At 52.6% G+C, this 13,214-nt stretch carries 9 protein-coding genes; all 9 read right to left on the bottom strand.

Annotated features, from left to right (window positions below):
- Window positions 1–246 precede the first annotated feature (246 nt).
- The 9 genes from GZH47_RS21360 to GZH47_RS21320 all read right to left on the bottom strand — a co-directional run bounded on the left by GZH47_RS21360 (window position 247) and on the right by GZH47_RS21320 (window position 13,204).
- Entirely contained in the window at window positions 247–597 is a 351-nt protein-coding gene (locus GZH47_RS21360) for a type II toxin-antitoxin system PemK/MazF family toxin (protein ID WP_125664969.1), read from the bottom strand.
- A 2-nt stretch (window positions 598–599) separates the two neighbouring features.
- Window positions 600–881, bottom strand: a complete 282-nt coding sequence (locus tag GZH47_RS21355) for a CopG family ribbon-helix-helix protein (protein WP_090644307.1) — start codon at window positions 879–881, stop codon at window positions 600–602.
- Between the two features lie 521 nt (window positions 882–1,402).
- Complete coding sequence (alr, locus tag GZH47_RS21350) at window positions 1,403–2,599, bottom strand: alanine racemase (RefSeq protein WP_162643072.1); 1,197 nt, start codon at window positions 2,597–2,599, stop codon at window positions 1,403–1,405.
- A gap of 273 nt (window positions 2,600–2,872) precedes the next feature.
- Window positions 2,873–4,165 carry a LolA family protein gene (locus tag GZH47_RS21345; RefSeq protein WP_162643071.1) on the bottom strand — a complete coding sequence of 431 codons (1,293 nt, stop codon included), beginning with the start codon at window positions 4,163–4,165 and terminating at the stop codon, window positions 2,873–2,875.
- Window positions 4,166–4,429: 264 nt separating this feature from the next.
- Entirely contained in the window at window positions 4,430–6,964 is a 2,535-nt protein-coding gene (locus GZH47_RS21340; RefSeq protein WP_162643069.1) for a glycosyl hydrolase, read from the bottom strand.
- A gap of 148 nt (window positions 6,965–7,112) precedes the next feature.
- Complete coding sequence (locus GZH47_RS21335; protein WP_162643068.1) at window positions 7,113–8,876, bottom strand: sensor histidine kinase; 1,764 nt, start codon at window positions 8,874–8,876, stop codon at window positions 7,113–7,115.
- A gap of 23 nt (window positions 8,877–8,899) precedes the next feature.
- The gene (locus GZH47_RS21330) at window positions 8,900–10,468 is read right to left on the bottom strand and encodes a helix-turn-helix domain-containing protein (RefSeq protein WP_162643067.1); all 1,569 of its coding nucleotides are present in this window, start codon (window positions 10,466–10,468) and stop codon (window positions 8,900–8,902) included.
- 90 nt (window positions 10,469–10,558) lie between these two features.
- Window positions 10,559–12,229, bottom strand: a complete 1,671-nt coding sequence (locus GZH47_RS21325; RefSeq protein ID WP_318653377.1) for an extracellular solute-binding protein — start codon at window positions 12,227–12,229, stop codon at window positions 10,559–10,561.
- 72 nt (window positions 12,230–12,301) lie between these two features.
- A complete protein-coding gene (locus GZH47_RS21320; RefSeq protein ID WP_162643066.1) occupies window positions 12,302–13,204 on the bottom strand; it encodes a carbohydrate ABC transporter permease in 903 nt (300 codons plus the stop codon).
- Window positions 13,205–13,214 lie beyond the last annotated feature (10 nt).

The following is a 13,214-nucleotide window of genomic DNA, read 5'->3' as shown; positions in this document are numbered from 1 at the left end:
TAAGTGCTTTCATTCGTTATGTGCTTATTGTATACGCCTATGCATGGCGTGCATAAGGTCTCATTTTTTGCTTCGTGGCGCAAAATTTCGGGTGGAGCCGCGTGCTGGATTGTGCCTGCTTGGCAAGGTAACGGACATGCATACACAGCAAAAAGGCAGGCATGAACGCGTTTGAGGCGTTCATGCCTGCCTTGTGACAGTAAAAATAAAGCTCGCAACAGCCGAATGATACGTATTCAATAAGCGTTAAAAATCGATAAGTCCGACGCTGATTTGGAGGGCTTCGTCGACCTTGCGCATCGTTTCGTCGTCGAGGTGAGTGATTTTGTCGGTGAGCCGCTGCTTATCTATCGTTCGGATTTGCTCAAGAAGAAGCACGGAATCCCGGTCGAACCCGTGGGAGGCCGCATCGATCTCGACATGCGTCGGCAGCTTCGCCTTCTGGATCTGAGCCGTAATGGCCGCGACGATCACGGTCGGGCTGAAGCGATTGCCGATATCATTTTGAATAACCAAAACAGGACGAACCCCGCCCTGCTCAGAACCTACGACAGGTGACAAATCCGCAAAAAACACATCGCCGCGTTTAACGATCAAGCTTACACCCCGCTTACGAGTCGGCCGAGCGTGTCGCCGGCATCTTCCTCCGCTTGAAAAGCTTCCGAAGCCATTACCAGGTTGATCTTGGCCATCTCCAGATAGCCCCGCTGCATCGAATCCCGAATTTGACGCTTCTTCCGTTCAATCAAATACAGTTTCATAGCCTGACGAATAAATTCGCTTCGGTTCGAGTTTTCTTTGGCGACGATTCCGTCGACTTCCTCCAGCAAATGATCCGGTAAACTGATCATAATCCTTTTGGTATTTTGCAAATTGGCCACCGAACTCGCACCTCCAAAACATTTCCAGGCAAGGTGAAACGGTCAGCACCATACATTGTGGTGCTGCGCGTTTCATTCCGTAGAATTCTAAGCAAAGTATAAGAGTAAACCTGATACATACTTAGAATTAAAGGTGAAACGGCATTCGCCGTCTATACGGCGAGGCGCGTTTCATTCCGAAGAATTCTAAGCAACAGTATAAGGTTTCTAACTTATACAGGCTTAGAATTAAAGGTGAAACGACTATCACCGACTTAACGGTACAGCGCGCTTCATTCCCGAGAAATATAAGCCTATTCGATCAAAAACTTATAAAAGCTGGCTTATATTTCAAAAAACAGTAACAGTATGTCATTGTTTGATCCGTATTATACACCCTCATATGATATGCAACCCGTATATCAAGTATGCTGCATCCATAGACTCGTCACGCGATCTCACTCGTATATACGCTTTCCCTACAATATTCGAGGCAAGACGATAAATTCCTCTAAAGCACACTCAATTCATGCCGAGGAAAATTATTCCGCATCGGACAGCAGCGGATTGATCGATGCCAGGATTTCCGTCCCCCGCTTATAGATGCGCGGCACACGCGCCGCGATCATGCAGGTCACTTCATAATTAAGCGTGCCGAGCTTATCGGCGACTTCCTCGGCCGAAATAAACGCTTCGCCTTGCGCGCCGATCAGCACGACTTCTTCGCCGTTATCGACCGGCGGACGTCCGGCAGCCGCGGCGGGATCCAGCGCGATCATGCATTGATCCATGCAGATCGTGCCAAGCACGGGCACGCGCTGCCCGCGGATCAATACTTCCGCTTTGCCCGTAAGCATCCGGCTGTAACCGTCGGCGTATCCGACGGGAAGCGTGCCGATCCGCTCCTTGCCCGAAGTGAAATACCGGGTGCCGTAGCTGATCCCCCAGCCTTCCGGGGCTTCCTTAACCATAACGACTTCCGTCTTCAGCGTCAGGACCGGTTTCAAGTCGATTCGCGTGTTGTTCACTTCCGTCGACGGGTAGAGGCCGTACATGCTGATGCCCAGGCGCAGCATGCCCCCGCCCATCTCCGGCGTATCGATGCCTGCGGCGCTGTTCGCCGCATGAATAATCGGAATATGCAATCCTTCTGCCGCGAGCTGCTTGACGACGCCGGTAAAGCGTTCATGCTGCAGCCGCGTATAGCTCTTGTCGGCTTCATCGGCGCGGGCGTAGTGCGTGAACATGCCTTCTACGCAGAGGTTCCGTTCCTCCATCGCGCGTTTGATGAACGGCAGCGCATCGTCTCCGGCCAGCCGGCCGAGACGCCCCATGCCCGTATCGATCTTGATGTGCACCGACAGCTTGCGGCCGTTATCCGGCAATGCCGCCGCCGCTTCGATGATATCGTCGCGGAACAAGGCGATGGCGATATCTTCGTCCCGCGCGGTCGCAAGTCCCTCCGGCGGAACGAATCCAAGCACTAGAATCTTCACTTTCAGTCCGGCTCTTCTGAGTTGAAGCGCCTCGTCCAGAAATGCGACGCCTAGAAAATCGACGCCGCAGCGTTCCGCTTCCCTTGCCACTTCCACGGCGCCGTGACCGTACGCATTCGCCTTCACGGATGCCATTAACAGCATCCCTTCCGGTATGGCCGCACGGAAAGCAAGCAAATTATGCTTCAGCGCATCCAACGATATCTCAGCCCGCGTCGGGCGATAATAGCTCGCCGTATTCAAGTTGCTCCACCTTCATTTCCAAAAAGTAAACGCCTGCCGCAAATGGGCAGGCGTTTATCTCAAAATCCAAGCCCGATAAGTGCCGTTTCGGCTTATCCGGTTGACGCTTGTATTTCACCGGAATGAAACGAGCCGCACCGCCGACTAGGACGGAGCGGATCATCCCACCTTGTTTATCCCATAACCTTTATGTTATACGGTAAAGCTTACGGCTGTCAATGAAATGGGGCCCGAACGAGAGGGGCAAGTGTTGGAAAAACCGCTTTCCGGCCATTATTTGGACATCTCTCCCTGGACGGATTGCGCGACTTTGACCATCTCGTCCACCGGCAGGTTATCGGTTCCGCTCGTAATCCGGAACTCCGTGCCTTCGTACGTCCATGTGAGCGTGCGCTGCTGGTCATCGCCGCTGACCGAGCCGTAAGTGAAGCCCATATCGACCAGATCGCCCTTCGTGGAAGAGACGGCGACATCCTTCGGCTGTGTTTCGATCAACGTATAATCATATGTTCCGGTGTAACGGATCATAATGCCCGGATTGCCGCCGAACACGATGTTCTGGCTGTCTTGCTCCGATACGCCCTCAGGTAAGTACATCGCATCCATGCCTGTGAACGTGCTGTCCGCCGAGGCAGATGTGCTATCGTCAGTAACTGCCGAACTATCCGACGTATCCCCGCTGCTGTTATCCTCATTGGTGCTGGCATTGTTGTCCGGGTTGTCGCCGTTCTTATTGCCCGCATTATCGGCGTTGTCCGCGTTGCTGTTCGTTGCGGCATTGTCCGCCTGATTCGCATTGTCCTGCGCGGCGGCATTGCTGCTGTTGTCCGTCGTTGCGGCCGCATTCTCGCTGTTAGCGCCGTTATTCGCGTTGGACGCGTTGCTGTCGTTGTCCGGGCTAGCCATCGTCGCCTGATCGCCGCCTGCTGCCGGCGTGCCCATGTTTTTCTGCGTATCGAATACGCTCTTCTCCAGCTTGGAGCCGAATTTGAACGAGTCGAATTTGACGGAAACCATGACTGCGTTGTTGGCGTCGCTGACCTCGACTTTGTTCGGCGCATAGTCGGATTTGTTCAGCCAAATTTTCTGGCGGGCCAGGGAACCGTTCTGATAATTCGCCATCACGTCAAACACGTAAGCGTCGTTATCGACCGCGAATTGTCTGGAGTTGTCCAGCAAAATGCTTTGGACGAGCGTTTGGTATAAGTATACTTGGCCTTGGTTCGCCGGCCAGTCGCTCTGGAAGCGGAATACTTTGTTAAGGCGCGGCGTCAGGACGAACACGCCTTCATCGTTGCGGAGCACGATCTGGGTGATGTCCTTCTTCGCGTTCGTGAGCGCGATGCGGTAGTACTGCGGCTTCTGATAGGAAACTTCTACTTGGTAGACCAGCGGCTGCTGGCCCGTGTACAGCGTCATCTCGCCTTTGCCCGTGTAGCTGTCCAAACTGCTTAACGTTTTGTCCAAATCCTTGACAACCGATTCCGCGTCCTTAGTCCCGCAGCCCGCGAGCACCGCCGTGAGGCAAAGCAGGATAGCCGCTATGAAACTGAATCGACGACGCATGAGATCAACCCCTCATCACATTTTTTAAACGTATCCGGAGTGGTACGGCAGCCCATGCGGATATCACGCACAGGTCGCGTACGGGACAAGAGCCGTTTACGCTTGACTTGTACTAATTTGTATGAGGGGACTTGGACGAATATGCAGACAAGTTGCGGCTTGGACACAAGAGATCAGCAACGCCTGCCGTCGGTGAACGGCCTTCAACGGGAAAATGCAGAATGGGGCGCCGCATCGATACGCGGCGCCCCTTCTAAGTCACGCTTAATTAATTACTTTGAAGGCGTCCAGTACAACATAGCAGTCCGATGAAGCCGCATTTTTCGTACCCGTCACGACCAGCTTGATGGTATGCGTTCCGCTGCCAAGCCCGGATTTCTCGTAAAGTACCGACTGCTGCGGACCGGTGCCCTCCGTGTACAGATCGACCGTCGCATCCAATGCGCCGTCGATATATACGGCTGCATTGCCGAGATTATGCTGCCGGTAGCCGATAAGCTGAATACGATTGCCCGTAAACGTAAACTGCGCATAATCGTTTGTCGTCTTCGAATACTTCTCTGTATCCGCGAAGTCGCCGGTCCAGTTATCTTCTGTCCAACTACCGCCGTAGACGATCGCAGAATCACGGTCATCCGTCATTACGACGGATTCAGCGACAATAACGACTCGGTCCGCCGTAACCACATAGCCCGATGAAGCGGCGTTCTTCGTACCCTTCACGCGCACCTTCAGCGTGTGATTGCCGCCTGCCAATACCGGGCTGGTCCAAAGCAGCGCATTATCTACCCGCGACGCGGCATAGAAGTCGACATCCGCTTCCGTTCCGCCGTCAATGGACACAGCCGCAACGCCGTGATGGGCGTCCTTGCTGCCATAGAGTTTGATTTGCTTGCCGTTGAAATCCACCTGGTAGTAGCTGTTCGTCGTCAGCGAATAGTGATCGTCGCCGTTGTACGTGCCAGGTCCCGTAGACGTATTCCAAGTACCGGCGTATTCGAATTGATTCAACCCGGTGCCGGTCGTCGCATCGTTGACCGTCGTTTCCGTTCCGGCCGCAGCGGTGCTTACATTGAGCGCGCTGCTTGCACCCGAAACATTGCCCGCGGCGTCTTTGGCCTTCACGGAGAAGGAGTAAGCCGTTCCGGCCGTCAAGCCCGTGACGCTCGTCGATGTGCTTGTCGTCGATCCGGCCAAGGAGGAGCCCTGATAAACGTCGTAGCCCGTAACGCCGACGTTATCGGTCGATGCGCTCCACGATAAATTGACCGATGTTTGCGTCTGCGATGGCGATGTCAATCCGGTCGGCGCCGTAGGAGACACGGTATCGGAGTCGATAACAACTCTGTCAGCGGTCACGACATAGCCGGTAGAGCTGGCATTCTTCGTTCCTTTGACGCGAACCTTAACGGAATGATTGCCCGCCGGCAATGTCGGACTGGTCCAAAGCAAAGCGTTGTCGGCTCTGGAAGCCGCATAAAAATCGACATCTACTTCGGTGCCTCCATCGATGGATACCGCCGCGATACCGTGATGGGCGTCTTTCGAGCCATAGAGCTTGATGCCCGTGCCGTTAAAATCCACCTGATAATAGTTGTTCGTCGTCAACGAATAATGATCGCCGCCGTTATATTTGGTACCGCTCCCCGAAGTCGCCGTCCACGTCCCGACGTATTCGAATTGGTTCAAGCCGGTTCCCGTAACGGAATCGTCGATCGTGCCCGCGCCGCCCCCGCCGATCCCGCCGGAGCCTGGGACGATGTTGACCTCGTCGAGCGTCAGCACTCTGGAATCGCTGTAGAGGTCCTGCGTTTGCGTGTTCGTGTTGCCGTTGGTCAAAAATTCGCCCCATGTCATAAACCAGCGGTATTTCGTTTGCGTCCCGGCAAGCGTCGTTGGACTAGGATGTTGGCCGCTCTCGCCGATGGATATGATTTTCCCCTGGGAAAGGGTCTGAAGATCGTCGTAATAGCTTTGCTGATAGTCATTGTTGTAGACATCCACGGCAAGCACGTCGACCTTGTTAATGCCCGGGAAGTAATTCGAGTACGGGGCACCCCAAGGGATGTTCGGGGTGTTGGCATTCCACACCCAAATCAGGTTGTTAAGGCCGTGGTAATTCGTGAATCTATCGTACATAATGTCCCACAGCTTATCGTAATTGGGCTGCTGTCCCCACCAGAACCAGCCGCCGTTCATCTCGTGAAAGGGCCTCCATAATACAGGAACGCCCGCATCCCGCAACTGTTCCAAGTAGCTTGCGACTAAATCGATATTGGCAATCAATTGATTGTATTGCGTCGTTCCGGGAGTCACGATTTGATTGAACTCCGTCTCGCTGGTTCCGGCTTGCACGCATTCGGCCCAGCAATAACCCGTTCCCGGTTTATTCGCGTGATACATCATGGTCACGATTCCGCCGTTCTCGTGCCAGTCGATCGCGCTGTCCACGACCGCTTGGCGCTGATCGTCCAACTGCGCTTCGGTTTGACCGGAAATAGCACCCAACTCATAACCGTGCACGGCCGGATATTTGCCGGTAATGGCATAGACCTGATTCGTCCAATAATCCGGCGCTTCGAGGAAATTATGCTGACCCGACAATATATTCGTGCCTTCAATGCTGTACAAATAGGCGAGTAGATCTTTGGCTGCCTGGGATGCGTCAGGGTTAATAGGAGCCGAGGCGGCGGCAGCCTTCTCCGAGCTGGCCGCATACAGGAAAGGCAGTGCAATTGCCGTGATCATGATGACGTGCAGCATCTTCTTCAACCATTTCGGAACACGTGGAATCATCATTATTCCCCCAATTCGCGAGTGTTCGCTTCCTGGCCATGTTTCACGCCCCGGGCCCGAAAGCTACATCCATAATGATAGTTTCGAATACCCGGATGAACAATGTGACTACGCAACGAATTCTAGCAGTTTGAACGGAAGACGCAGCTCCTTAGCCCGTCCTCTCCGCTGGTGCATTCTCGTCCGGATCCATGAAGCATGGAATTTCGATACGGATTGTCGTACCTTCGCCCGGAACGCTTTGAATGTCGACGCCATACGCGCTGCCGCACTGCAGCTTTATCCGGTCGTCCACGTTGCGTATGCCGTAGCCGCCGCTCGCTTCACGATTCAGCACGCGCTCGATGGTTTCTTGCGACATGCCGACGCCATCATCGGATATCATAAATACGATATGATCCTTGTCTTTATAGGCGTATAGATGGATATGGATATGATCGCCGTTCCACGCGTGCTGAAGCGCATTTTCGACGAATGGCTGCAGAATCATTTTCACTGTGCTGTAGGAGAGCACGTCGGGATCGATTTCGGTCGTTACATCGAGTCCGTCCGCAAACTTGATTTTCTGGATATCAATATAGGTTTGGATCTGCTGAATTTCGTGATCGACGGAAATAATCGTCCTGCCTTCGTTGAGCGACAATCGATAAAATTTAGCAAGTCCCATCACCATCCGATGCAGCCGTTCGATTTCTCCGAACCTGGCAAGCCTGCTGATCGAGGATAAGGTGTTGTATAGAAAGTGAGGATTAATCTGTTCCTGGAGCAGCGTCAGCTCCGCTTCCTTCTTCTTTAAATTGGATATATAAACCTCTCGGATCAATTCGTCGATATGCTTCCCCATATCATTAAAGGCCTCCGCAATTTGGGCAAACTCGTCGTTGCCTGAATACGAGATTCGTTTACGGAATTCCCCCCCTCGGAAGGCATTTAAGGAAGCGATGATTTTGTAGATTCGGACGGAGAACATGCGGGAGAGAATAACGCTGATCGCCATTAAGACGAGAAAGCTGATCAAACAGACAAGCACGGTAATCTGCCTAATGGAATCCGCGTTCGCCTCGAGCAGCTGCGTAGGGATGTACGCTACGATCCGCCAGTTCAATCCTTCGAGCCGTTCTTCGATATTGAGGTACCCGGACTTCTTGTCTCCCGCGGTCGGCTGAAGCAGCGCTTCGTCTTGATTGCCGGAAAAGAAGAGCGGATGGTTCTGCTCGTCGTAGACATACACCGTCGATTGATCGCCAATTTTCGTAAAATCGATGGAATCGAAAATTTCGCTTAGCTTAGCGGAAACGCGAAGAAAGCCAATCTGATCGGTCTTGGCATAATCATTCAAATTGCGAAGCAGCGAAATGTTTCCGTATTGCGCGTCTTCCGCGACTTGCATCCATTTCATCGCTTGATTGGCACCGTAAACAGTCGATACTTTCCATGGGTCGTACCAGGGCTCACCATCGATTCTGTCTAATTGATAGATGTTGTACCGCTTGCCTAGATCAAGCGGATTCTCTTTATTATTCTGAATAAAATAATACTCCGGTATGGTCTTGTTCTTCACGTAGGCCTGTATGTTGATGTGAAGCGCCGACAGATCGAGCGCGTTCTGGAAAGTCGGTTTCAAATGCTTGGTCAACGTCTCGTAGCTGTTCCAGCCGCCCTCGTTGATGCCAAGATAGCTCGTCAGCTGCTGATCCATGTAAAGCTGGTCGGACACGCGTTGAACGTCCATGATTTTATACATGATATTGTCCCGCATCTGCAGCAGCGTGCCTTGGATGTTGGAACGGGATTGCGTTTTGGCCGAATCCACCGATGACCGGTAGGAGAACGTACCGATGATAATAACAGGCGTCATGATCAAAATAATGTAGGATACCATCAGCTTGAACCGGAACGAAAGCTTGATCCTCATATGGCCCCCCGATTAATTGACATTCAGCATTGCTTGCGGAAATCTCCGGGAGTCATCCCCGACCATTCCTTGAATTGCCGGCTGAAATACGCGATGTTCTGATAGCCTGTCATATGCGCGACCTCGTATATTTTCATCTTCGGATTCTGCAGATGGGTTCGGGCGGCGGACATTCTCTTACTTATCAGATAACTGCTGAAGGTTTCTCCTGTTTCGTCTTTGAATAATACTCCGAGATGATTCGGGGAGAAGGAGAAGCGGTCGGCCACTTCCTTCAAGGTCAACTCCGTACCCAATCGCCGGTCGATATACATGCGGACTTCTTCGATAAGCTTTCTGTTCTTCTTCTGGCTCTTCATATGAAGCTTCTCCGAAACCTCGAACAACTTGCGCCTGAACCACGAAATAATGTCGTCGATGGTCTCGAACCGGTGCAGGACATCCAAGCTATGATAATCAAGGCCGATCATCTGGTAGAGATCTTCATTAATGCCTTGCAAATACTGCTCCAACTTCGAAATAAGGTGCAGCAGGAAGGTACACACCGTGCTCTTCTGCTCCAATCGAGCGGCAACCGCAAACAAATCGAGCAAACAATCGTCGACCTTCACGAGGTCATACTCGGATGCCGCCTTGAAGAGCTCGGACAAAATGCTCTCCAAATTGCTGCCGTCCGCAATCGGCGGGGCATCCAGCTCTTCATAGGGAATCAGTCTGCCCTTTCCGTAAAACAGCTTCGCGTACAATGCCTTCCTGGCCTGCCGATACGAGAGCGGTATTGCCTCGGGATCCTTGATAACGCTTCCAATACCGATCGTAACGGAGGCAGGAAATTGCTGCTTAACCTGCTCAATAAGCCTGTTCAATTTCGCTGCAAGGTTATCGCCTACTGTAATCAAGCCGATTCGATAGGAATCCAGTTTGCACGGGTATCCGATCGAATCCGACTGGCACGCCTCCGTGATAAAATCAAGCCATTGCCCGATCTGATCGAGGCGATGCTCGGATTCATTCAAAGTCAGCCTCCAAGAGACATCATCCATTTCAATGATTGCCGCCGCATAGGAGGCATCGCGGCTTCGCATCCCCATCCAATCCAGCTTCTTGTGTAACTCATCCCGATCGCCTATACCTTCCAGCCACTGACGGATGAATTCATTGCGAAGGTATGGAATCGACTGCCTGTACGTATCAATCCACGACTGCTTCTCCCGCTCCTCGTCCAGCTGCCGCCCTACCGCCTGCATTACTTGATTGAATTCCCCGTCGTCCACCGGCTTCAATACATAGCTGCTCGCGCCCAATTCAAGTGCTGTTTTGGCATAGTGAAAGTCCTCGAATCCGCTTACGAATACGACTTTAAGTCCCGGAAGCAGACCCAGTGCCGACCGCGCGAGCTCAAGACCCGTCATTCGCGGCATGCGCACGTCCGTCACCAAGATATCGACCGGCTGCTCGTTTAGAAAATCAAGCGCAGCGAAACCGCTGTTTACCGTCCCAATGACCTGCATGTTCAATCGTTCCCACGGAACGAGCCTTCGAAGGCCTTCCAGATCGAGCCGTTCGTCATCAGCCAGCAATACCGTGTACACAGCCAGTCTCCCTTCGCGATTAAACTGGTAAAAAAAGAGAGTATACCTAGTTTCAAGTATACTCTCCTTCTAACGATCGGCAAGATGCAACTAATTGCCTTCGACGATGGTCTGGTTCTTATGCCACGCGTTCGTTTTAAACGTCAGCACCTGGTCGAATCCGACCTTCCGCGCATCCTTCTCCGCTTGTGCCAGCACGGCATCGACTTCAGCGTCGTTCTTCGCGAAGATCGCCTTGGCAAGCGCCTCTTTGGCGATTTCGCTAACGCTCTGCGCCGCAATGCCTTCCGCTGTATCCGGAAGCGGATCCAGATTGACGAATTGCGTCGCGTTCATCGACGTTTTCCAGAACACATTCGTTTGCTGAACCGTCGACCAGTTGCGTTTCTCCTCCGGCAGCGCCATCTCGATTTTCACTTTCGCGCCGTCGATGAAGGTCGTATTGCCCACGAAGTTATACGATTGCAAACCGATCTTGTCCTTTTCTTCCGACGGCATCGATGTCCATTTATCGTTCGGCACCGGGATGCCGTCTCCGTCAACCGAATCCCACAGTACGCCCTGCGGACCGAACCATACGACCTGCTGGCCTTCCGGACCTGTCATCCAGTCAAGGAATCGGAAGATCCCCTCCGGATCCTTCGCGTTCTTCGTAATCACGTTTACGTTCCAGCCGAGCGAGTTCCAGTTGTTCGGCGTGATTTTGTTTTTGTCGAGACCTTCTTTGTGAATCGGCCAGACGGCCATATAGCCATCCTCCGGATCTTTCTTCTTCAATTCTTCATCCGGTGTACGTCCGAGATTGGCTGCATCGCCCGCGGCAATAACGGCTACGCGTCCGTTGACCAGCTTTTCAGAGAGCTGATCGCCTGTTTGCGTCAGCGCATCCTGGGAGATCAGTTTCTCCCTGAACAGCATGCTGACGTATTTCAAAGACTCGGCATAAACCGGATCGCCCCAAATCGGCTTGAATTGATCGCCGTCCACATAGACGGAATGGTCAACCAGCATCGGCGGGTTATTCTCTTTGAAGCCGGTATAGATCATGCGATGTCCCCAGCCTGCGGTATCGATCTCAAGCGGGATGACAGTCGGATATTTCTCTTTGACGAGTTTCAAATAGGCATGCAGATCATCGAAAGTTTCCAGTGCCGGCGAACCGAGCTCCTTGTAGATTTTCTTCTCGATCAGCCAGCCGGAGTTTCCGTTGGGCGTGGACGTATAGTAGTTCGGCAGCTGATACAGTTTGCCATCCGGGGAACGAAGCAGGTTCAACGTGGCTTCCCCGACGTATTGCTTGAAGTTCGGGTATTTATCCAAATAATCATCAAGCGGCACTAATGCCCCTGCTGCCCGCAAACGCTCTACGCCCGGCCCGCGGTCCATCAAGATGAGATCGGGGAGGTTGTTGGATGCAATCATCGTATTGAGCTTGGCTTGCGACGCGCCTCCGGTAGCGACCTCCTTGACCGTTACGCCCATCTTCTCCGTGATCCATTTGGAGATCATATCTTGTCCCCACGAAGTGATTCCCCACCAGTCGTAATTTCCGAAATACGAGAATGTCAGCGGCTCCGCTTTAATCGGTTCGTCCTCGCTCTTGTCAGCCGTCCCGGCTTTCGGGCTGTTTGCTTCCGCCTTGGCATTCGTCTCTTTCCCTTTGCCATTGTCATTGCCATTGCCATTGCTGCATGCGGATAGAATAAGAGCCGCGCCGAGCATGCTTACAAGTACTGCCGACCACATTTTTCCGGCCTTCAATTGAATACCCCCTGTTTACGGAATGTATGTGCAAGCTTTTCTTACCAGCTTATCACCGACTCTATCGTTCGATCAGCCCTTCAGTGAGCCAACGAGCACGCCTTTGACGAAATATTTCTGCACGAACGGGTAAACCAATATGATCGGCAGGGTAGCCACCATCATCGTGGCCGAAGATAGCGATTTCGTCGTTACCGACTTCAACCGGTCCAATGCGTCCAGCGCCGAGGCGTTGCCTCCCGAAGCTTGCGCCAATTGTTCCGAAACGATATTGGAATTCAGAATCTGATTCAGCAGCGTTTGAATCGGGATCAGATCCGGATTATTGATGAAGATCGTCGCCGTGAACCAGTCGTTCCAATGGCCGACTGCCGTGAACAACGAGAGCGTCGCTACGACAGGACCGGACAACGGCAAAAAGATGCGGAAGTAAATGCTGAAATGGTTCGCGCCGTCGATTTTGGCGGATTCTTCGAGTCCTTCCGGCAGCTCCATGAAGAAGGTCCGAAAGATAATCATGTTCCATACGCTGATCAACCCGGGGATAATCATGACCCAGAAGGAGTCCATCATGCCGAGCGCGCGGCAAACGAGGAAGAATGGGATTAATCCGCCGCTGAAATACATCGTGATGATGCAAAAGATCATGTAAAACTTCTTGCCGGCCACGCCTCTGCGGGACATCGCATAGGCGAAAATCGAGGTGCAGAAGATAGCCAGAAAAGTACCGATGACCGTTCTCAGGACCGAGACGAGGAAGGCATGCAGCAGGCGTTCATCCCTGAACACGATTTTGTAGTTGATCATCGTAAAATCGCGGGGCCAGAACGTGACGCCGCCAAGCGACGTATCCGTCCCCGAATTAAGGGAGATGATCAGACTGTTCCAGAACGGATACAGCGTCACGAAGGCGAGAATGACGAGAACGATATAAATACAGAACTGTAAGACGCGGTCTCCGCTGCTCAAATGCATAAACGGTCGC

This window comes from Paenibacillus rhizovicinus, assembly GCF_010365285.1.
GTDB lineage: Bacteria > Bacillota > Bacilli > Paenibacillales > Paenibacillaceae > Paenibacillus_Z > Paenibacillus_Z rhizovicinus.
The sequence above is the reverse complement of the archived record's forward strand: the minus strand, read 5'-3'. Positions and strand labels throughout refer to the sequence as shown.

What these genes read in the sequence shown, in the direction of transcription:
- GZH47_RS21340 (WP_162643069.1), bottom strand. Translation starts at nt 6,964, where the DNA reads ATGATGATTCCACGTGTTCCGAAATGGTTGAAGAAGATGCTGCACGTC.
- GZH47_RS21320 (WP_162643066.1), bottom strand. Translation starts at nt 13,204, where the DNA reads ATGCATTTGAGCAGCGGAGACCGCGTCTTACAGTTCTGTATTTATATC.
- GZH47_RS21345 (WP_162643071.1), bottom strand. Translation starts at nt 4,165, where the DNA reads ATGCGTCGTCGATTCAGTTTCATAGCGGCTATCCTGCTTTGCCTCACG.
- GZH47_RS21335 (WP_162643068.1), bottom strand. Translation starts at nt 8,876, where the DNA reads ATGAGGATCAAGCTTTCGTTCCGGTTCAAGCTGATGGTATCCTACATT.